This is a genomic window from Pseudomonas sp. WS 5011 (genome assembly GCF_012985775.1).
Taxonomy (GTDB): Bacteria; Pseudomonadota; Gammaproteobacteria; order Pseudomonadales; family Pseudomonadaceae; genus Aquipseudomonas; species Aquipseudomonas peli.
On the sequence record NZ_JAAQXA010000028.1, the window covers coordinates 1 to 21892 of the forward strand.

16 protein-coding genes are annotated in these 21892 nt (G+C 59.9%); 13 read left to right on the forward strand and 3 right to left on the reverse strand.

What is annotated here, in order from left to right; translation table 11 throughout:
- Positions 1–217: 217 nt before the first annotated feature.
- The 3 genes from HBN63_RS19750 to HBN63_RS19760 are packed head-to-tail and all read left to right on the forward strand — an operon-like array spanning position 218 to position 3783.
- On the forward strand, positions 218–877 hold the full coding sequence (locus tag HBN63_RS19750) for a paraquat-inducible protein A (protein ID WP_170050585.1): 660 nt from the start codon (positions 218–220) through the stop codon (positions 875–877).
- Positions 864–1487 (forward strand): paraquat-inducible protein A, encoded by a 624-nt coding sequence (locus HBN63_RS19755; protein ID WP_170050586.1) that lies wholly within the window; start codon positions 864–866, stop codon positions 1485–1487. Before HBN63_RS19750 ends, HBN63_RS19755 begins: the two co-directional genes overlap by 14 nt.
- Positions 1480–3783, forward strand: a complete 2304-nt coding sequence (locus HBN63_RS19760) for an MlaD family protein (RefSeq protein ID WP_170050587.1) — start codon at positions 1480–1482, stop codon at positions 3781–3783. The genes HBN63_RS19755 and HBN63_RS19760 overlap by 8 nt, the downstream gene beginning before the upstream one ends.
- A 52-nt stretch (positions 3784–3835) precedes the next feature.
- Here the strand turns inward: HBN63_RS19760 and mksF are convergent, their stop codons facing one another.
- The 3 genes from mksF to mksB are packed head-to-tail and all read right to left on the reverse strand — an operon-like array spanning position 3836 to position 8606.
- Positions 3836–6670: an Mks condensin complex protein MksF gene (gene mksF, locus HBN63_RS19765; RefSeq protein ID WP_170050588.1), complete on the reverse strand. Its 2835-nt coding sequence runs from the start codon at positions 6668–6670 to the stop codon at positions 3836–3838.
- Complete coding sequence (gene mksE, locus HBN63_RS19770) at positions 6667–7362, reverse strand: Mks condensin complex protein MksE (RefSeq protein ID WP_090251390.1); 696 nt, start codon at positions 7360–7362, stop codon at positions 6667–6669. The genes mksF and mksE overlap by 4 nt, the downstream gene beginning before the upstream one ends.
- A complete protein-coding gene (gene mksB, locus HBN63_RS19775) occupies positions 7359–8606 on the reverse strand; it encodes an Mks condensin complex protein MksB (RefSeq protein ID WP_170050589.1) in 1248 nt (415 codons plus the stop codon). The genes mksE and mksB overlap by 4 nt, the downstream gene beginning before the upstream one ends.
- A 124-nt stretch (positions 8607–8730) precedes the next feature.
- Between mksB and HBN63_RS19780 the strand changes: the two genes are divergently transcribed.
- From HBN63_RS19780 to HBN63_RS19825, 10 genes are all read left to right on the forward strand, one after another.
- Positions 8731–9894, forward strand: a complete 1164-nt coding sequence (locus tag HBN63_RS19780) for a DUF6160 family protein (RefSeq protein WP_262499060.1) — start codon at positions 8731–8733, stop codon at positions 9892–9894.
- 2 nt (positions 9895–9896) lie between these two features.
- A complete protein-coding gene (locus HBN63_RS19785) occupies positions 9897–10943 on the forward strand; it encodes a hypothetical protein (RefSeq protein ID WP_170050590.1) in 1047 nt (348 codons plus the stop codon).
- Positions 10933–11538, forward strand: coding sequence for a DUF6160 family protein (locus HBN63_RS19790; protein WP_345940503.1), 606 nt, complete (start codon positions 10933–10935; stop codon positions 11536–11538). Before HBN63_RS19785 ends, HBN63_RS19790 begins: the two co-directional genes overlap by 11 nt.
- An 11-nt stretch (positions 11539–11549) precedes the next feature.
- Positions 11550–13871, forward strand: coding sequence for a DUF6160 family protein (locus HBN63_RS19795; protein ID WP_170050591.1), 2322 nt, complete (start codon positions 11550–11552; stop codon positions 13869–13871).
- A gap of 251 nt (positions 13872–14122) precedes the next feature.
- Complete coding sequence (locus tag HBN63_RS19800) at positions 14123–15229, forward strand: carboxynorspermidine decarboxylase (protein ID WP_170050592.1); 1107 nt, start codon at positions 14123–14125, stop codon at positions 15227–15229.
- 132 nt (positions 15230–15361) lie between these two features.
- Entirely contained in the window at positions 15362–16606 is a 1245-nt protein-coding gene (locus HBN63_RS19805; RefSeq protein WP_170050593.1) for a saccharopine dehydrogenase family protein, read from the forward strand.
- A 289-nt stretch (positions 16607–16895) separates the two neighbouring features.
- Positions 16896–18443: a 2-isopropylmalate synthase gene (locus HBN63_RS19810; RefSeq protein ID WP_167145682.1), complete on the forward strand. Its 1548-nt coding sequence runs from the start codon at positions 16896–16898 to the stop codon at positions 18441–18443.
- Positions 18440–19261, forward strand: coding sequence for an energy transducer TonB (locus tag HBN63_RS19815; protein WP_170050594.1), 822 nt, complete (start codon positions 18440–18442; stop codon positions 19259–19261). The genes HBN63_RS19810 and HBN63_RS19815 overlap by 4 nt, the downstream gene beginning before the upstream one ends.
- 54 nt (positions 19262–19315) lie before the next feature.
- Positions 19316–19768 carry a ribosomal protein S18-alanine N-acetyltransferase gene (gene rimI / locus HBN63_RS19820; RefSeq protein WP_170050595.1) on the forward strand — a complete coding sequence of 151 codons (453 nt, stop codon included), beginning with the start codon at positions 19316–19318 and terminating at the stop codon, positions 19766–19768.
- A 128-nt stretch (positions 19769–19896) separates the two neighbouring features.
- Positions 19897–21807 carry a 5'-nucleotidase C-terminal domain-containing protein gene (locus tag HBN63_RS19825; protein WP_170050596.1) on the forward strand — a complete coding sequence of 637 codons (1911 nt, stop codon included), beginning with the start codon at positions 19897–19899 and terminating at the stop codon, positions 21805–21807.
- Positions 21808–21892: the final 85 nt, after the last annotated feature.

Below are 21892 nucleotides of genomic sequence, written 5' to 3' on the forward strand. Positions count from 1 at the left end.
CTCAGTAGTGAAACGATGCATCGCCGATGGTAGTGTGGGGTTTCCCCATGTGAGAGTAGGTCATCGTCAAGCACCTATACCAAAACCCCCGATCAGGAAACTGGTCGGGGGTTTTACTTTATGCCGCAAAAACAAACCACGCCCAGCTCAGCCTTTGATAGGCAACTAAACAGGGCGTGGCTATGATGCCTAAGCGCACTTATCCAAGGGTTCTTCTATGGCCGATCCGACACTCTCTGAACCACTGTCCGAGCGTGAACTCAAGCAACTGATTGCCTGCCATGAGTGCGATCTGTTGTTGCGCAAACCTGAGGCGGCTGCAGGTGAGCGGGTTGAGTGTCCACGCTGTGGCTATGAGTTGTACACCCATCGCACGCATGTCATACGACGGAGTCTGGCATTGGTACTTGCAGCTTTATTGCTTTATGTGCCGGCTAATTTTTTGCCAATTATGCGTCTTAATCTTTTGGGGCAAACCACTGAAGATACGGTGTGGACAGGCGTACTCGGCTTGTATATCAGCGGGATGCAAAGCGTCGCCGTGGTGGTATTTCTTTGCAGCATGGCTGTGCCGCTGCTGAAGTTGTTGTGTCAGCTGGCTGTGCTGCTGAGCATTCAACTGGATATGGGGCGCAGTTATGGCTTGTTGCTTTACCGTATTTATCACCACATGCGTGAGTGGGGGATGCTTGAGGTCTACTTGATGAGCATTCTGGTGGCCATCGTCAAGCTGGTGGATCTGGCCGAGTTAAGTATTGGTCTAGGGCTGCTGTGTTTTGTCGCATTGTTACTGGTGCAGGTCTGGCTGGAGGTGACGATGTCGCCGCATCAAATCTGGGAAGCCCTGTCGGGGGAGGATGAGCATGCGAGCGATTGATGCCGGTTTGCTGATTTGTCACGAGTGCCACCAACTTAACCCGCGTCAGCCGGAGAGCTGTAAGCAGTTCTGTTCGCGATGTGGCGGCCGCTTGTATGAACGCAGGCCCAATAGCCTTGTGCGTACCTGGGCGCTGCTGCTAACTGCGGCGGTGCTGTATATCCCCGCCAACCTGCTGCCTATCATGACGGTTAACTCGTTGGGTAAAGGACAGTCCGATACCATCATGTCGGGTGTTATTGAGTTGGTGAACTACGGCATGTTGCCGATTGCTGCGGTGGTCTTTATCGCGAGCATCCTGGTGCCGACATTCAAGTTGGTGGGCATCGCCCTATTGCTGTACTCGGTGCAACGCCATCAGCCGATGTCAGCGCGGCAGCGGATTCTGATGTACCGTTTTATCGAATGGATTGGCCGCTGGTCGATGCTCGACATCTTTGTCATCGCGATACTGGTCGCGGTGGTCAATTTCGGCAGCCTGGCCAGTATCGAACCGGGCTACGGTGCTACAGCTTTTGCCAGTGTGGTCGTGCTGACCATGCTAGCCGCATTAACTTTTGACCCTCGCCTGATATGGGACAACACGGATTCGGATGACGACCATGAATGATTTGCCGTTGGCCAAAGCACGCCCTGCTTCGAACTGGTCGGCTATTTGGGTGCTGCCGCTGATTGCATTATTGATCGGTGGCTGGCTCGGCTGGCGTGCCTATAACGAGGCGGGTATCGAAATCCAAGTGACCTTCGAGACGGGAGAGGGCTTGCAGGCCGGCAAAACGGAAGTGATCTACAAGGGCATGTCGATTGGTAAGCTGACTGCGATGGAGCTTGACGACAGCGGCGAGCGGCGCGGTATACGTGCGACGCTGGAGATGGACAAGCGTGTGGAGCATCAGCTGCTCAGCAATACCCGCTTCTGGTTGGTCAAGCCGAGTGTCTCGCTGGCAGGTATTACCGGACTGGAAACGTTAGTCTCGGGTAATTACATCGCCGCCAGCCCCGGCGACGGTGAGCCTACGCGCAAATTCACTGCGCTCAATGAACCGCCGCCCTTGGCCGATACGGCGCCTGGGCTGCACCTGACGCTCAAGGCCGAGCGCTTGGGTTCCTTGAACCGTGACAGTCCTGTGTTCTACAAGCAGATTCAGGTAGGCCGGGTGAAAAGCTATGCCCTGCTTGAAGATCAGAATCAGGTTGAGGTGAAGGTATTCATTCAGCCGGAGTTCGCATCCCTGGTGCGCAAACACACGCGTTTCTGGAACGCCAGTGGTGTGTCTATCGATGCAGGGCTATCAGGTGTGAAAGTACGCACCGAATCGCTGGCCAGCATCGTGGCCGGCGGCATTGCCTTTGCGACGCCGGAGCATCGCAAGGACAGCCCTCCGACCGATCCGTCACTGCCATTCCGCCTGTATGAAGACTTCGATACGGCGCAGGCAGGGATTCGCGTCAACCTGACTCTGCATGAGTTTGATGGGCTGGAGCCTGGACGTACGCCGGTGATGTACAAGGGCATCCAAGTCGGTCATATGAAGACCTTCAAGATTGACGATGACCTCAGCGGTGCGCGCGTCGAACTGATGTTGGATCCCCGTACCGAAGACTACCTGGTAGAAGGTACGGATTTCTGGGTGGTCAAACCGTCGATTTCCCTAGCAGGGATTACCGGGCTCGAAGCGTTGGTCAAGGGCAACTACATCGCCATACGCCCGGGCGAGAAAGGCGGTGCGCCGTCGCGTGACTTTGCGGCCAGGCCCAAGGCGCCACCGCTTGATCTGGCGGCGCCCGGTTTGCATCTGGTGTTGTTCAGTGACGTGCGTGGCTCCTTGGAAATTGGCAGCCCAGTGTTGTTCAAGCAGCTCAAGGTCGGTTCGGTGCAAAGCTATCAGCTCTCACGCGACAACAAGCAGGTGGCATTCGGTGTGCACATTGAGCCGGAATACACGCATCTGGTGAACAACAGTACGCGCTTCTGGAATGCCAGTGGCATTACCCTCAAAGGTGGTCTATCCGGCGTTGAGGTGAAAAGCGAATCGCTGCAAACCCTGCTGGCTGGCGGGATCGCCTTTGAAACCCCGGATTCGAAAGCCGCCAAGAATGACAAGCGCGTGCAGCGCTTCAACCTGTACAGCAGCCAAGAACAGGCGCTGGAGAAGGGGGTTGCACTGACCATCCGTGTCCCCCGTGGCGATGGGCTTAACCCCGGCACGGCAATTCGTTACAAGGGGCTGGATGTGGGTAAGGTCGAGCGCATTGAGCTGACGGATGATTTGCAGGCCGTGATTCTGCATGCGCGCGTTACTCAGGCAACCCAGCAGATTGCCCGCGTGGGGACGCAGTTCTGGGTGGTCAAGCCCGAGGTAAGTTTGACCCGGGCCGCCAATCTGGAAACCCTGGTCACGGGCCAGTACATCGAAGTGCTGCCGGCTGCACAGAAGGCTGCACTGAAACTGGACTTTACCGCCGCCGAGGCACCGCCCAAGGCCAGCGTGCGTGAGCAAGGCTTGCGTCTGGTGTTGAGCGCGGCGCGGCGTGGGTCGATCAAGCCGGGTGTGGTGGTCAGTTACCGCGAAGTGCCGGTGGGCAAGGTCACCGACTTCGAGCTGGGGCCAACCTCGGATCGCGTGTTGATCCATATTCTGATTGAGCCGCGTTATGCGCCCTTGGTGCGAACCGGCAGCCGCTTCTGGAATGCCAGCGGGATTGGCGTGGATGCTGGGCTGTTCAGTGGCGTGAAGGTGCGTACCGAGTCGCTGGAGGCTTTGCTGGAGGGTGGTATTGCCTTTGCCTCCCCGGATAACCCGCAAATGGGCGGCCCGGCGCAGGTTGGGCAGACCTTTGCCCTGCACGATGAGGTCAAGGAAGAGTGGTTACGCTGGGCACCGAAGATCGCGCTGGAGAAATAACCGACAAGGGCCGCAATTGCGGCCCTTGTGCTTTATGGCGGGTGAGCCAGCCTTAGGCTGGCTCGATTGCTGCGGTTGTGGTTTCTGCCTTGTTCTTGGCACTGTCACGGCGCTGGATATATTTCCAATCCGCTTCATCGATATAGATGCCATTCGGCCCGCTGCCGCCTTCCAGGTCGATCGCGACATGGGCCGAAACCTGCGGTTTCACCGAGGCGAGAATCGGCACAAAGCCCAACTGCAGGCTGGTTTCGATCAGCGCTTGCTGGTTCTTCTCATCGATGTCCGCCGCTTCATCCAGGTAGTAAGGCAAGCGCACCTTGCCGGCCTGGTCGCGGTCCATCAGGTGCAGCAACAGGTACATGTTGGTCAGCGCCTTGATGGTCATGGTGGTGCCGTTGGACGCCGCGCCATCGATATCGGTGTGGATTACCGGCTGGCCATGCACCTTGGTGATCTCGAAGGCCAGTTCAAACAGATCCTTCAAGCCCAGCTGGTTATGGTTGGCTGCCACCAGGCGCGATAGGTAGTCCTTGGCTTCCTCGTTCTTGCTGTCCTGTTCGCTGCTCTGCTGCAGGTCGAACACCGAGAGGGTTTCGCCTTCTTCGTATTGGCCGGCGCTGTGGATGATCTGGTCGATGTGCTTGAGCGCATCCTTGTTCGGTGCGAGAACGATGCGGAAGCTTTCCAGGTTGGACACCTGACGCTTGTTGATCTCGCGGTTGAACAGCGCCAGCTGGTGTTCCAGGTTGTCGTAGTCGCTGCGGATATTGCGCAGGGTCCGGGCGATATCGGTAACCGCAGCGCGGCGCGCCTTGGCCAGGGTGAGGGCTTCGTCCTGACGGTGGGCGTAAGCGTTGACCAGCAGGTGCAGGCGGCGCTCGACGTCATCTTCGCTGTCGAACTTGGCCACGCCTTTCAGACGCACCTGAGCGTAGAGCGCTTCGATCTGTCCATCTATGCGTTGCAGACCCTGCCAGGCGTCCTGGTAGTCGTTAAGCAGCGGCAGCAGGTTGTCCAGGCTGTCGTCCACGGGGTCGGTAAAGGGTGTGCCGAACGGCAGGTTGGCCGGCAGCAGTTGGCGGCGACGCAGGGCGTCTTCCAGGGTGCGCTCCTTAGCTTCCAGATCGGCGAGCTGACGGCCGACCAATTGCAGCTTGGCGGAGAGCTGCTGCACGCGCTCGGTAAAGGCATCGGATGCGCGTTTGAGTTCGTCCTGAGCGCCTTCCAGCTGAGCCAGCTGCTCCAATTTCTGCGGCTCTTCCACAGCCAGGGTCTGGCTCTTGCGGAAGTCCTCCAGGGCTTTCTGCGCATCCAGTACGGCCTGGTAGAACTGCTCGGCCTGGGCCTTGCTCGCGGCGCGGTCGGAGGCTACCGCCTGCTGGGTTTTCAGTTGTTTGTATTCGCGGTCGAGGCGGTCCTTCTGATCGCGCAGGGCCGCGCGGTCGGCCAGAGCCTGCAGGGCTGGGGGCTCGATATGCGAGAGGTCGATAGTCAGGCCGGGCACTTCGAAGTGTTCGCCTTTGAAGCCGTCGAGGATGGCTTCCAGGGATTTGACCCAGGCATCACCCTCTGCGACCTGAATGCCTTTTTCACCCAGCGGCAGGCTGAACAGCTGGCCATTGAACAGGCGCATCAGACGGTCGACATCGGCCTGGCTGAATTCTTCGCGCAAACGCGAGTAGCTGTTGTTGTCGGCGTGTTCGAGTTGCTGCTTGACCGATTTCAGGCGTTTTTCCAGATCGCGCAGGCGCTCATCCAGATCTTCTGCGGAGAACTGCCGCGACTGCGCCAGGGCGCCGGCCAGTTCGTCGTGGGCATCCTTGGCGGCCAGCAGCTGCTCTTCCAGCACCTTGGCATCGTTGACCAGGGCAAAGCGGTTTTTCAGTACCGACAGCTCGCCGAGCCAGCGTTGGATCTCGCTGATTTCGCGCTCCATACGCATCAGCTCTTGGGTGCCGCCACGTTGCTCGTGCTGCAGGCCGTCTTGCTCGCCACGGTAGTGTTCGGCCTGGATCACCAGCTCTTCGCGGCGTGCGCCGGCATAGTCCTGCCATGTGCCGAGCAGCGAATCGAGCAGCGGCGACAGGCGATGCAGCTTGCCGCGCAGCAGCTCACGTTGGGCCACACCGGCAGCCAGGGCTTCGATCAAGGGACCGGCGGTAACCAACGCCTGATAATCCTGCTCCATACGCCGCACATCGCGGAAGGCTTCTTCGGTGGCGGCGATGTAGTCGACGCTACCGGAGCGCAGGCTGTGCTCGAAGGCATCGAGGAACAGCTGCTTAAGCTTTGCCGCGGTGATCTCGCGCATATGCAGCAGGTTGATAAACAGCGCGCGGAAGGTCTTCAGGCTCTGCTCGCTGGTGGAGCGCAGCGGGATTAGGGTCAGGTCCAGCGGAATCGAGGTGTGCCCGCCGACCAGCAGGCGGCGCAGCTCCTCGGGTTTCAGCTCATAGGCCTTGATGCCTTCGCGTTCTAGAGCGTTGAACAGCTCGCGTTGACGCAGGCAGGTGCCGTTCTTCTGGTAGTGCTCCAGATCCAGGGTGCCCTGGTAGGCGAAGAACTGGTGGCCGAAGCCGCCGCCCGGGCCGCGCCCGGCTACGCCGATCACATGCGGGCCGTGGGGCAGTACGACTTCGACGAGGATATAGCTGGTATCGCTGGCGAAGTAGAACTTGCGCGATTGCTCCAGGCTGTATTTGCCGAAGCTCATGTCCGACATGCGCGCGAGAATCGGGAACTGCAGCGCGTTGATCGAGGCGGATTTACCCAGGTTGTTGGCCCCGTAAACCGACAGCGGGTTTTCCAGCGGGAACAGACCGAGGCTGTAGCCGGCGGTATTCAATAGGGCGAAGCGGCGAATGCCGTAGCGTTCCTGGCTCATGCATCCATCTCCTGGGCGTCACGTTCTTCGGCCATGGCGCGGGCCAGGGCGTCTTCTTCGGATTCGTCGGCATCGTCTTCGGCTAGGCTGATGATCTCGTCTTCTGCCTCCTCATCCAGCAGCACCGGCGTTGGCAGCGGCAGGCTGCTGTGCAGGGTAGCCGCCAGGTCACGGTCTTGCTGTACGGAGAGGCACACGTCGAGGAAGCGGTGCATCGGCGCGAGGAAGCGGTAGATGCCGTTGTCTTCGCTGGCAAAACCGAGCTGGGTCAGGCGGCGCATGACCTTTTCTTCCAACTCTTCTTGGGTGGTGACTTCGGCCTGGAGGAACAGGTCGCGGTATTTTTCTAGCAGCGCCGGCAGCTCGTCACGGCCAAGGCTGCCACCGTCGAGTACGGCCAGCGGATCACGGCCCTGATCTGCCAGGTGCTCGACCAGAATGAACGTGAACAATGCCAACCGCTGCGCGGTTTTGTTCACTTGGGCGCCCATCTGCTCGGGGACGAAATAGTAGAAACCGCGGCTGTCGCAGGTCAGCTCATAGCCCAGGGCCTTGAACAGGCCGCGGTACTGGTCCTGTTGGCTGGCCAGCTGGCTGTAGAGCTCCGGGTTGCTGCGGCTGATGTGGTAGCCCTTGAACAGCTCGCGGAAGATCGGGGCGAGCTGGGTCAGTTCTTTCAGGTCGATATTCATACGGTGGTCCCGGCCGGCTTGATCAGGGCAAAGGAGCTCAGGCTGACCTGATGCTCGCGGGTGAGGTAGTCGCGGCGCTCCAGGCGCTCGCGCTGGAAACGGCCATCGCGGGACAGGCGCGAGAACCAGTAGAGCAATTCGTCGGTGGCGCCTTCAGGTTCCTGGTCCAACAGCCAGACCATCAGGTCCGGCAATGGCAGAGCCTGCTCGCAGCGCTCGATCATCTCGCGCGCAGTTCGCGGCGCGCGGGGGGCTTCGCCTTTGCGGCTGGTATGGGCCTTGGGGAACTGCGCCGGCTTGGGCTCGAACCGGGCCAGGGCGTAAACATAGGCCTCGACCTGCGAAGCGGTGCCGAGAAATGTACTTTGCGGGCGGCTGAACAGCGGCAGGGAGGCTTGCGGTACGGCGTCCAGACCCTTTTTACGGATTGCCGCGAGGGCCAGGGCTGCGCCACGGGTCACGGCGTTGTGCCGGCGCGCTTCTTCACGCAGTGGCAGCAGCAGCTCGCGGGCACGGCGCAAGGTCAGTTGGGCGGTGGTCTGCATTTCCAGGATGCGCGCATGGGTGCGCAGCAGCAGGTCGTCATCCACCAGTTGGCCGAGGCGCTGCTGTTCGCCGAGCAGTCGCAACAGTACGTGCTCGACACGGTACACGCCTTGTTCGAAAGCGCCGTCGGCGGCGACCAGCTGGATCATCGGTTCAACGTATTCGTCCCAGGTGGCCAGCACTTCGGCGTAGCGCTGACGCAGGGGGATCTGCCGGTCGCTGGTCTTGGCCCGCTCGGCCACAGCAACCAGCGCCTGTTCGTCATTGGCCAGCTTCTTCAGCACATCGCGCACACGCATATCGAGCAGGCGCAGTTGCCGTGCCAGGTCGGCAGCGTCGCGTACCTCGAAGGCATCCTGTATGTAGCCGGCCAGGCGCTCCAAGTGGCGCAGGTAGGCTTCGATCTCCAGGCACAGGCCCAGGCGGTGTTCTCGGCGCAGGTAGGCGAGGAAATCGTGAATTTGTGCGTTTAGCTCGAAACGGTTAGGACTCTTGGCCACCGGTACCAGGATATCCAGGCGAATCCACTGGTCGAGCAGGGCGGTGATGTCGGTGGGGCTGCCATCCGGCAGCTGCGCAGCGAGCTGATTACGCAGTTCCACCAGGCTCAGGGTGCCGGCATCGAAGCGTTCGCACAGCGGCTCCAGTAACGTCCAGTGTTCAGCAAGGGCGCGCAGTACGCGCTTGGGATCAATCATCGGGGCATCCGCTCCGCGGGCATTTCGCAAAAAACGCCGATTGTACTGCAAGGCGCAGCGAAGGCTTGAGTGTCAGTCATCGTCTGTGCGCGCCGCTCGGGCAGATGTAACCCAGGGTGTGGTGATGGGTAACAGCCTGGTGGCTGACTGCGACGGAATTCTCGGGTTTTCTCGACTATGGGTCGGCACATTTAGGCGGCCGGCTTTTTATAGTGCTAATCAAGGCGTGGAGTCCGCAGGACTCTGCCATTCAAATAAGAACGACAGGGAATCAGCCATGCGTCCGACCCTCGGCTTTGCCAAAACTGCACTCGCCTTGATCTGTGCCGCATTAATCAGCACTGCCGCTCAGGCCAAGATGGTTGAACTGGCAGATAACGAGCTGTCGGAAGTGACCGGTCAGGCCTTTATCAACCTGACGACCGATAGCAACGCAGGGGTCAACTACACCCGGGTCAATTTCGGCCTCAAGGTGGATACCCAGCTCAATATCAAGAAACTGGAGCTGGGCGGCTATCAGCGCGGCGGCGAGTCACATGCCTCGGACATCCTGATTAACAACTTTGCCTTGGGCACGGTCGGTCCCGACGATACGATTAATCCTTTCCAGATCATCGATCCCTATCTTGAACTGGCCTACGAGGGCAATAAGGTCGTAGGCGTACGCATCGGCTTCGGCGAGGCCAAGGGTGTGCTCTCGGGGGATATCTCGCATTTGACCGGCAAGATCGCGGTGGATTTGGAGGGCAAGGCCAAGCCGCTGCTGGACAAAGCCAACTTTTTTCAGCGGCTGCTGCTTGGTGCCACAGTGAATAATAACTCCACGGTCAAGGCTGAGGCCGAGCTGGTCAATAACGGCGTTCCCGACGCCATTCGCGCCGATCAAGCGGGGCTGAAAAACGGTTCGTCTGTGCAGTGCGTGGCCAACTGCAACATATTAGGCGGGCTGCTTGATTCCTTTCCTTCGCAGGGTTGTCAGATCATCGGCATCAGCACCTGCTTCAACCTCAGTCAGTTTCAATCGCTGAATATCGGCAACGTCAATACTCCAGGTATGGATCAGGCGGCCAAGGGGGTCTTTATTTCCCTGCAACTCAAGGATATGCAGTGGCGCGATATGGATACTGCCGGTTTGATTAATACAGTGGCCGGCGCCTTCCTCAATATTCCCAAGTACCGCGATGCCAACGGTAACCTAGTGGCGGGAATAAAGTTCGATTTCGACCAGGCGCTGAACGGTATTCCACGCCAGGACACCTGCCTGGGCACAGCTACGGCGGGGTGCTGATCATGCGCGCGCTGACTGCTGTTGTTTCGTTGATGCTGCTGACGGGTGCAGCTCAGGCTGAGTTACAGGCGCTGGATGACCAGGAACTCTCGGCTGTTCAGGGCGCCGGATTTGGTTTCGTGTTGGATGGTGTGTTGCTGGATGCCTCGGGTGCGGTGATCACCATCAATGACATCAACAATGCTTCAGGGCAGAACGTGCCGATTTCGGTGAAAGAGTTCTACCTGGGGGCGACCGGCAGTAATAAAGGTGCAAACCTGGATCCGGTAAATATTGGTCGTTTGGATCATCCCTTCGAGATCACTTTGGCCAAAGGGGAAACCCTGCGCACCCTGCGTGATGATGGACAGTGGGTGCAGACCACGCCGAGCAATGTCAGTGTGCTGGAGTTCAAGTTTCCCGAGCGCTTAACCGGTGCCGGTGGGCAGGCATGTATCAGCGGATATGCCGCTGCCGGAAGCAACTGCTCCAGCCGTGCTTCGGAGCGAGTTGATCTGGGCATTCGCTTCGACTTCCAGGTTGCCGCCGGGCGTACTGACATCATCAATCTTGATATCAGCGAACTGGTTATGGACGGCAGTTACCTGCGGCTATGGGGCGATGACCCGCGCGGGCAGTTCGTGGGTGAGGCGCGAGTGAATCTGTTCGCCAAGAGCCTGCAACTGATGTCCTGCGCGGCCGGTACGGCCAATTGCACCACCGCCCAGGAGCAGACTGCCCGCACCCTGACACTGAGCAATGCCTTCGCCAATATTTCGCTGGGTTACGGCAAGAGCCAGCCGTTGCTGTTTGATGTCAGCAGTAACGGCCAGTTTGTGCTGGAGCTGCCCAATCCGGTGAGCCGTGCCGCCAATGGCAGTGCGCGGCCTGCGGCAGAGCGTAATGCGATTGCCAGTGACTTCTATGCCAACGCCCCACGCACCAATATCGTGATCGACAACCTCAAAGCCGGCACAGGTAGCTTTTCTACCGGTGGCTACAACTTTGGCTACAACGCCATCCAGGGGCTCAGCATCAACTACCTGAAGGTGACCAGCCGTGATCTCTAAAGTCTGGTTAGCCATCAGCGCGCTGCTCGCCATGCCGGCCTTTGCCGAGATGCAGGCATTGGACGATGACACCCTGAGCAGCATGAACGGCCAGGGCGGGGTTTATCTGTCCGGTGAGTTCAGTATCAACAAGGATGGCGGCGTGCTGTGGAGCAAGCCGGTCAGCAATAACCCCAGCACCTGGACGGCCAGTCAGCGTAGCTGCGCCAATGCGGGTGCTACGACGCCGGAAAACTGTGGCATGCGTGTGGCAATTCGCTCCGAGGCGGAGGGCGGCTGGTATGTGCTGGATAACCTCAAGGGCGTGTTCAGCTTTGAAGGCCTGACTCTGCGTACGCGCACCATCAACAGCGGTTTCAATGGTGACGGTGCTGCGTTCAATCAGGATGTGCTGGAGTTCGGCTTGCCCAACGAGGTGAAGTTCAAGGATGGCAGTTTTGCCTTTGGTGTCGCCAACCAGGGCGGCTGGCAGAACAAGTCCCTGAGCGTGGCTAATGGCGGGAATCCGTCCTACCAGCAGACCAATATCTTCTCGGCGAAGATCGACGGCGCCATCCGTATGCAGGGCAACGTGCTGATCTTTCCGCAGAATTGAGGAGCAGGGCCATGCACCGTCATTCGCTGTTGTTGCTCGCAGTTCTGAGTCCGCTGACGCAGGCCATGCAGGCACTGGATGATCAGGCGCTGTCATCCGTCAGCGGGCGCGACGGCATCAGCCTGCAAACCACTGGCGCCGGCTGGTCGGCAGGCAGTATTGACTACAAACAGGATGGTCAGACCCTAAGCCTCAAAGGCGTCAGTGGCACGCCGCAAACGGCGGGTAGTAGTTCGACCACTACGCTGGACGTGGTGGGTGAGCAATTGCAGGTGCAGCACAGCGGCAGTGCTCAGGTGCTCAGCGTCGATAACATCGAGCTGGCCGGCAGCAGCAAAAGTTTTGGCGCCTTTCGCGCGTTTTTCACCCTGGGGGCCAGCCTCAAATTGAGTGGCGGCGGGGCCAGTGGCGTCAGCGGTTTCAGCGTGGATGACAGTCAACTGTCGTTGAGCGCGGCGACCTTCTATTACCGCGATAATGGCTTTGACCTGATCGTCAAAGGCCTGTCGTTCGATACTTACCTGAACAACGCCTACCTGGACATCGTCAGCGGCGGCAGCGGCCAGGAGATCAAACTGGACCTGGGCACCTCGCGTTTTGTCGGCTCAATTGCCGGCATCGGCCTCGACCTGGCACATGGCGACCCCACTACCGGCGTGGCGGTGACACCGGGCGCCCCCGATCTGCGTGACGTGGATGCACAACGCAGCTTCGGCAAGCTGAACATGGATTTGCGCCTGGGCGGCAGCATCAGCATTGCGGGTGGCGGCGCCAGTGGCGAAGGTTTGCGGATCAAACCGAATATCACCATCGCCAACAGCCTGTTCCAGTATCAGGATGAAGGCGTACTGCGTGCTGAGAACTTTGCTGGCAGCCTGATCAGCAACTCTGGACTGACAGTGGATCTGGAGCAGGACGGCGCGGGTAGCTACGCGAAAATTGCCTTTCAGGACCTCAAGTTCAACGCCACCCTCGGTGGTCTGATCATGGGGAACCCGAGCAATCAGAAGCTCGGCGGCCTGGCGGTGGATCTGAATTTTCTCGATCAGGGTGCGCGGCAGAACTGGTTGAAACTGCGTCCGGGCGGCGACCCCAACTCCGGGCAGAAAGGCATCAGCGCCGACCTCAGCTGGAACATGGTCAACAGCTCGTTGGCACTCACCGATAACGGCAACACCATGTGGTTCAGCGGCCTGCGTACCCACGGTACCGGTCAGTTTACCTTTGATCTGACCAAGAGCTGCGCCGCCGGTGTGAGCACGAGCTGCTATGCCGGCACCAACAGCGATGTAAACAGCGGCGGCTACAACGGTCATTTCGATGGCATGCGCCTGGGCTTCAAGAATGTGGTCGGCAGCTACAGCTTCGATGGTCTGCGAGTGGGTACGGCTGATGCGCCACTCCAGGGCGGCACTGAGTTGCTGGTGCTGATGGAAATTTTCCCGGCCTACGACTTCACCCTCAACGGCCAGGTCACTCTGCGCGCTGGTGGTGCTGTGGGTGATGGGCTGCGCTACAACGCCGACTTCTATATCACCGAGGCGAATGCGGCGATTACCGTGGATGAAAACGGTCGTGGTCTGTGGCTCTCAGGCAGCAGCTATGACATGCATTACCGCGAAGGCTCGCTGGACATCAGCACTAACGGCGTGGAGCTGCGTAAGGGCACGTACTGGTCGAAGCTTGACGTGAACGACGTACGTTGGGGGGATCGGCAAACCGGTAGCAGCATTGGCCGTCTGGTGCTTAAGCGCTATGAGCAGGGCTCGACCCTGGCCATCAATTCGGGCGGTGCTGGTGCCTTGTGCGTCGGCGGCAGCGGCAGCACTTCCAGTGCCTGCACGGCCAGCGGCGGTCGCTGGGAGGACCGGGGCGACGAAGGCATCTCGGTCAAGCTGAAGAATGTGTTCGTGCGTGATGGCTCCGGTAACCCGGCCAATAGCGTATCGAACAACGAGAAACGCAATCAGATCATCATTGAAACCGGGCGGGTTAATGGGGTGAACGGCACCGGCAGCCAGTTGGTGGTGGACAACTTCCACACCTCTGATGGCAACCCGAGCAACCCGAACGCCAATGCCTATGGGTTTAACGTCGACCTTAACCTCGATGTGGCGCCGACCAAGGTGTGCAGCAAGACCGCCTCTGGTTGCACCCCCGTCAGTCCTGATCCGCTGGGTTTTGCGGTTAACGGCCGGGTGCACTTCAAAGAAGTGAATATCGACCGGATTCAGCATGTTCACCCCACCGGCGGTGCGGTGACCTCGATGTATGGGGTTAAGCTGCAAAACGCCGATATCCGCGCCAACCTGACGGCCACGCCGATCAACTGAGCCCCCGCATCAGCGCCGCGCAGGCGCTGTATGCCGTCATGCCCCTGTCATCCTTGTTGGTCATTCTGCTGGCGCACGGTGGCAGGTGCTGTGGGCTTCCATCGCGCGCCCAATCGCCGCCAATGGTCGCTGAATCGAGGAAATATCCCCGTTGCCCTTTCGATATGTGCCGGTTGTCGGCACAATTCGCCTCCACTTTTTTGGGGGGAGCCTACTGGCTTCCCGTTAGCCGACCTTGCAGGGGCAGCGCCATGATCAAAACGCCTTACTACCTGATCGACAAACAGAAGCTGCTGGGCAATCTGGAGAAGATCGCCTATGTACGCGAGCACTCAGGGGCCAAGGCGCTGCTGGCGCTCAAATGCTTCGCCACTTGGTCGGTGTTCGACCTGATGCAGCAATACATGGACGGCACCACGTCCAGCTCGCTGTATGAACTCAAACTCGGCCGACAGAAATTCGCCGGCGAAACCCACGCCTACAGCGTGGCCTGGGCCGATGATGAAATTGAAGAGATGGTCGCCAACTGCGACAAGATCATCTTCAACTCCATTGGCCAGCTTGAACGCTTCGCCGAGGCCACCGAGGCCACCGAGGGCACCATCCGTGGCCTGCGCGTTAACCCGCAGGTGAGCAGCTCCGATTACCTGCTGGCCGACCCGGCGCGTCCGTTCAGCCGCCTGGGCGAGTGGGATCCGGAAAAGATCGCCGCGGTGATGGATAAGATCAGCGGCTTTATGTTCCACAACAACTGCGAGAACGGTAGCTTCGAACTGTTCGACCAGATGCTGACGACCATTGAAGAGCGCTTCGGCCATCTGCTGGAGCAGGTCGAGTGGGTCAGCCTCGGCGGCGGGATTCACTTCACTGGTGAGGGCTATCCGATTGATCAGTTCTGCGCACGCTTAAAAGCCTTCTCCGAGCGCTTCGGTGTGCAGGTGTATCTGGAGCCGGGCGAGGCAGCGATCACCCTGAGTTCTTCGCTGGAAGTGACGGTGCTCGACACGCTTTACAACGGCAAGCACCTGGCCGTGGTCGACAGCTCCATCGAAGCACACATGCTCGATCTGCTGATCTACCGCCTCAACGCCAAGATGGAACCCTGCAGCGGTGAATACACCTACATGGTGTGCGGCAAGTCCTGCCTGGCCGGTGACATCTTTGGTGAATACCAGTTCGACAAACCGCTGGCCATCGGCGATCGCCTGTCGTTTATCGATGCCGCCGGTTACACCATGGTCAAGAAGAACTGGTTCAACGGCCTGAAAATGCCTTCCATCGCGGTCAAGCAACTCGACGGCAGCGTCGAAGTGGTGCGCGAATTTGGCTTTGACGATTACCTGTCCAGCCTGAGCTGATCCGTAGTGTGGACGGTATTTTTCGTCCACCGCTCTGAAATCACGCAGGTGGATGCAAAAGCATCATCCACCCGACGTGTTGTAAACCCGCTCCAACTCTCTCAATAACGCAGTACCCAGGAGGTGAAACAATTGAAGAAGAATGTTCTGATCATTGGTGCAGGAGGTGTCGCCAAGGTGGTGGCCCACAAGTGCGCGCAGCACAACGACGAATTGGGTCGCATTGCTATCGCGTCGCGCAACATCTCCAAATGCCAGGCCATCATCGACAGCGTTAACGCCAAGGGCAGTTTGAAACAGCCAGCCGAGATCAAGGCCTTTGCCCTCAATGCGCTGGATATTGAAGCAACCAAAGCACTGATCCGCGAAACCGAATCGCAGATCGTCATCAACGTGGGTTCGGCCTTCCTCAATATGTCGGTGCTGCGCGCCTGCATCGAGACCGGCGCCGCCTACCTCGACACCGCTATCCACGAAGAACCGGGCAAGATTTGCGAAACACCGCCTTGGTACGGTAACTACGAGTGGAAGCACCTGGCCGAATGCCAGGAAAAAGGCGTGACTGCCATCCTCGGCGTCGGTTTCGACCCGGGCGTGGTCAATGCCTACGCTGCACTGGCGCAGCAACAGTACTTCGACAGCATCGAGTCGATCGACATCCTCGACGTCAACGCCGGTTCGCACGGCAAGTACTTCGCCACCAATTTCGATCCGGAAATCAATTTCCGCGAATTCACCGGCCAAGTCTGGAGCTGGCAGAACAGCCAGTGGACCAGCAACTCAATGTTTGAAGTCAAACGCACCGACGACCTGCCGGTAGTCGGCGAACAGAATCTGTACCTGACCGGGCATGACGAAGTGCATTCCTTGTCTAAACACCTGAACGTGCCCAACGTGCGTTTCTGGATGAGCTTCGGCGAGCACTACATCAATGTGTTTACCGTGCTGAGAAACCTCGGCCTGCTCTCCGAGCAGCCGGTAAAAACCGCCGAAGGCCTTGAAGTTGTGCCGCTGAAAGTGGTCAAAGCCGTACTGCCGGATCCCGCCTCGCTGGCACCGGGCTACAGCGGCAAGACCTGCATTGGTGATCTGGTTAAAGGCACCAAAGACGGCAAGCCAACCGAGCTGTTTATCTACAACGTCGCCGACCACAAAGATGCGTATGTGGAGACCGACAGTCAGGGTATTTCCTACACGGCGGGCGTGCCGCCGGTCGCGGCGGCACTGCTGGTGGCGCGTGGCGATTGGGATGTGGCGCGCATGGCCAACGTTGAAGAGTTGCCGGCCGAACCGTTCCTAAAGCTGCTCGATGTGATGGGGCTACCGACGCGCATCAAAGACGCCAATGGCGACCGTCCCTGGGATCAAGCCCTCTGATTGGCTGCACGTCGGCCCTGCTGCGTTAAAAACAGGCTCAGAATGCTCATGTACAAAAGTACACTCCGCTTCTTCGCCTGTTTTTGCCTTGCAGGACTCTAGCTCGCTCAATCAGCCCAACGCCCGCCATTTGGCGGGCGTTTTGTTTCTGGCGTAGACGCCGTCGGCTTAGGGGCCGAGTCGATGACTCCACGCTTCCCGCCCGTGGCATTTCACGCGACAATCAAGACTTATCGACACGCGCCCCCACGTCGGGTGCGTGCTACGGCGACTCCGTGAGGACACCAGCATGAGCAGCAACGACCGCGTCATTATTTTCGATACCACCCTGCGTGACGGCGAGCAGAGCCCCGGCGCGTCGATGACCGGTGAGGAGAAGCTGCGCATCGCCAAGGCCCTGGAGCGTTTGCGGGTTGATGTGATCGAAGCCGGCTTCGCCATCGCCAGCCCCGGTGACTTTGCGGCGGTCAAGGCGATTGCCGACAGCATCAAGGACAGCACCGTGTGCAGCCTGTCGCGTGCTCTGGATGCTGATATCGATCGCGCGGCGGAAGCGCTCAAAGGCGCCAACTCCGGGCGCATTCACACCTTTATCGCCACCAGCCCGATCCACATGCAACACAAGCTGCGCATGCAGCCGGATCAGGTCGTCGAGCAGGCCGTGCATGCGATCAAACGCGCGCGCAACCTGTGCAGCGATGTGGAGTTCTCCTGCGAGGACGCCGGTCGGTCCGAAATCGACTTCCTCTGCCGCATCATTGAAGCGGCCATCGACGCGGGCGCGCGCACTATCAATATCCCGGATACGGTCGGCTACGCGATTCCGCATCAGTACGCCGAGACCATTCGCCAGCTGCTCAACCGTGTGCCCAATGCCGACAAGGCGGTGTTCTCCGTTCATTGCCACAACGACCTGGGTCTGGCTGTGGCCAACTCCCTTGCGGCTGTGGTGGCGGGTGCCCGTCAGGTTGAGTGCACCATCAACGGTCTCGGTGAGCGCGCTGGTAATGCCGCGCTGGAAGAGATCGTTATGGCGATCAAGACCCGTGAAGATTTGCTCGGCGTGCACACGCGTATCGATACCCCGCACATCCTCAGCACTTCGCGCATGGTCTCGGGCATCACCGGTTTCCCAGTGCAGCCGAACAAAGCCATTGTCGGCGCCAATGCCTTTGCCCACGAGTCCGGTATTCACCAGGACGGCGTACTCAAGCACCGCGAAACCTACGAAATCATGTCTGCCCAGTCAGTGGGCTGGCACACCAATAAGTTGTCGCTGGGCAAGTTGTCCGGGCGCAACGCCTTCCGTTCGCGTCTGGACGAGCTGGGGATCGTGCTGGCCGGCGAGGCTGAGCTGAATGCGGCCTTTGCTCGCTTCAAGGATTTGGCTGACAAAAAACACGAGATTTTCGATGAAGACCTGCAGGCCTTGGTGTCCGATACGTTGGCCGAAGAGGCACCGGAGCACTTCAAGCTGATTACCCTGGACGTGGCGAGCAAAACGGGCGAAGTGCCACAGGCGCAGGTTGTGGTCAGCGTGGAAGGTGCCGAGCACAGTGGCAATGCCCAGGGTTCGGGGCCGGTGGATGCCACCTTCAAGGCCATCGAATCAATTGCCCGCTCCGAGGCCAATCTGCAGTTGTATTCGGTCAACGCCATCACCCAGGGGACCGACTCGCAAGGTGAAGTGACGGTTCGTCTGGAAAAGGGCGGGCGCATCGTCAACGGCAATGGCGCCGACACCGATATCCTCGTGGCCTCAGCCAAGGCCTATGTCAATGCCTTGAACCTGATGCAGGCCGGGCAGAAGGCGCATCCACAGGCGGCTGACGTTTGATTGCAGAACTGCGCCGTCGTGCCTATCTGAGCGCCATGCAGGTGGCCAGTTGGCTGCCGCGTGTGGAGTTACCGTTTGCTGCGCCCTCGCGCCCGGAATTGCTGCAGCCGCTGGTTGAGGCCGAGCCTGAGCAGGAGGTGGCCGCTGCCGTGCCACAGGCGGTGGCTGAAGTTGCGCCGGCCTATGAGCCGCCGCGTGCCGAAACCGCCGTTGTCGCGCCTGTTATCCGCCCCAAGATCGAAGTGCCGCGTCCGGCGCCTCAGGGGCGCATGGCTAAGGTGGAACCGACTACAGTCGACGCCGAAACGCAGGTCACGTCCCAGCCAACGCCCGTCGCACCACCGCGTTTTGCCCTGCAATTGCTGCGTGCTGGCGCCTGTGCAGTACTGGTCGAATTGCCTACCGGCGAGCCACTGCAAGGCCGTGATCCGGCGTATCTGCTGCTCAAGGATCTGCTGCGCGCCGCCGGTCTGCCGGACAGTCCGCAACTGATTGGCGAGCCGGTGCGCTGGCCGCTGTTGGTGCGCGGGCAGATCGACCAGGGTCCGCAAGCGGCGCTGGAATATGTGCAGAGTTTTGTCGGCGCGCGGCTGGAAGAGCAGGAACCGTGCAGTTGCCTATGGCTGGTGGGGCTGCCGGCGATTCGTTTTGCCGGGGAAGCCACTGCCGACGCCTACAACCGCGAGCTGCAGGTCGAGGGGCTGGGCGCTGCCTGGGCGCTGCCGGGCCTGGAACTGCTGATGGATGAGCCAGAACGCAAGCGTGAGCTGTGGCAAGCCATGCGCCGCGTGCGTCAGCGCTGGTTGGCTGCCAATTGAAGACATCTTTCCCGGCCGCTTGGCTGGGTTCTACCGTTTGCCGAGTCAACCTGAATGAGTGATGCAATCAGCTTCCGCCCGATGACAGCGGCGGACATCGATGCGGTGCTGAAAATCGAATATGCCGCCTTCAGCCACCCTTGGACGCGCGGCATCTTTACCGACAGCCTGACCGCTTACAACTGCTGGGTGATGTTTGAAGGCCAGCAGCAGGTCGGCCACGGCGTGATCCAGATCATCATGGACGAGGCACACCTGCTCAATATCACCGTCAAGGCGGAAAGCCAGGGGCGTGGTCTGGGTTTGAAACTGCTCGAACACCTGATGCAGGAGGCCCAGAAGCAGGGTGCCAATGACTGTTTTCTGGAGGTGCGCGCGAGTAATCAGGTGGCCTACCGCCTGTATGAGCGCTTTGGCTTTAACGAGGTTGGCCGGCGTCGCGATTACTACCCAGCCGTCGGTGGCCGTGAGGATGCCTTGGTGATGGTCTGCCCGCTGTTTGACTAGATCCCCGCTCTGCCATGTACTGACACGATTGGCTACCGCCAGCGGCGCTATTCGCCGCTGACCTGGCGCAGGGCTTGTCGCATACTCCCGGCAGCCGCGGTTATCGCCCATTGCCCTAAGGATCTGTCATGCGCCTGTCTGCTTCGTTGCTTGCAGTGTTCTGCTTATTCGCCACCGCTCAGGCCACCAGTGCCGAGCGCAGTTTTACCATCCTGCACACCAACGACTGGCAATCACGCCTGCTCGGTTTTGGCCCGAACAACGAATATTCCCCAGCGACCACCGGCGATGACGATACCGTCGGCGGCGTCGCGCGCCTGGCCACCTTGCTGGATCAGCGCCGCGCCGCTGCCGGTGAACAACCAGTGCTGCTGCTCGATGGTGGCGACTTCAGCATGGGCACGCTGTTTCATACCGTGACCCGCGAAACCGGCGGCGAGCTGCGCCTGATGACCGAGCTGGGCTATGACGCAGCGACCCTGGGCAACCACGAATTCGATTTTCGTCCGGCCGGGTTGGCCGCGATGATCAGCTCGGCGCACAAGATCAAGGGCGATGCGCTGATGCCGCTGCTGTCGAGCAACCTCGGCTTTGACCCGGCGCGCAAGGAAGACGACAGCCTGCAGGTTCATTACGAGGCCGGGCGCATTGCGCCTTACAAGCTGATCGACAAGGGCGGTATTCGTTTTGGCTTGTTCGGCCTGCTCGGTAACAACGCCGTGGCAGTCAGCCCGATGATCAAACCGGCGGTGTTTGCCGATCCGGTCGCGACTGCCCAAGCCATGGTCGCCAAGCTGCGCGAGGAGGGTGCCGAGGTGGTGATTCTGCTTTCGCACATGGGGGTGGTGCAGCAGGAAGACGGCAGCTGGCGCGGTGAAGAGGTCGAGCTGGTCGAGCAGGTGCCGGGCATCGATATCGTTGTTGGCGGTCACTCGCACACGGCTCTGGCGCAGCCTGTGCTGGTCAATGGGCGCACGCCTGTGATGCAGGCCGGCTCCGAGATTCAGCACCTGGGTGAATTGCGTATGCGTTTGCCGGCGGACGGCAAACCGCAGGTGGTCGATTACCAGCTGCACCCGATCAATGACCAGATTGCCGGCAGCGCTGCGGTGACTGCCAAGGTCGAGGACTTCAAACAGGTGGTCAGTGCGCAGATGCTCGCGCCTAAGGGGTACACCTTCGACCAGCCGCTGGCCAAGGTCGATAAAACCCTGACCCGCGCCCATGACGATCCGATTCTCGGCAATCTGGTCACCGACGCGCTGCGCCACGCGACGGGCAGTGATGTGTCGTTTACTGGCAACGGCACCATTCGCGACAATATGATCATGGGCCGGCATGGCGTGCAGGCGGTGTCTGACCTGTTTCGCATCGCTCCGCTGGGTGTTGGCGAGCTGGATGATGCGCCGGGTTATCCGCTGATCAAGGTGTATGTCAGCGGGCAGGAGCTTAAGAACCTGCTCGAAGTGCTGCTGCTGGCCTATCAGGTGCGCGAAAGCAAAAGCTATTACCCGCGCGTGTCCGGCCTGCGCTTCAGCTACAACCCCTGGCGCGTGCCGTTTGATCGGGTCAGCCGGATTGAACTGGGCGACCCGATCAAGGGTTACATGCCGCTGGACCTGGCCGATCAACGGCTCTACAGCATCGGTGCCACCAGCTATGTCGGCAGCTTTACCTGGCTGGTCAGCGATCTGACCAAGGGCCTGCTCAGCGTGCAGCCCAAGGATGCCGAGGGACGGCCACTGGCGGCGATCAAGGACGCGATCATTGATGCCGATCCGCAGCAGCCTGGTGTGCAGGAATATAAAGAGTGGCAGGGCTTGCTCGACCATATTCGCAGCCTGCCCGATCTGGACGGTGACGGGCTCGCCGATATCCCGACCCAGGGTGCGGCCGCCGAGCAACGCATGCTGCGTGTGCCCAGTCTGCAGCCAGCCGAGCTGTACCGTTATGCCGGGCCGCTGCAGTGGGGCGTGAGCCTGGTGCTGTTGGCGGGTGTGTTGCTGATTCTCTGGTTGTTGCGTCGCCGTCGCGCTTGATCATGCCCGCTGCCGTCTGTTCAAGGGGACGGCAACCACTCGCGCTTGTCAAAAGCCGGTGGCGCTCCTATGGTGCGCATCGACG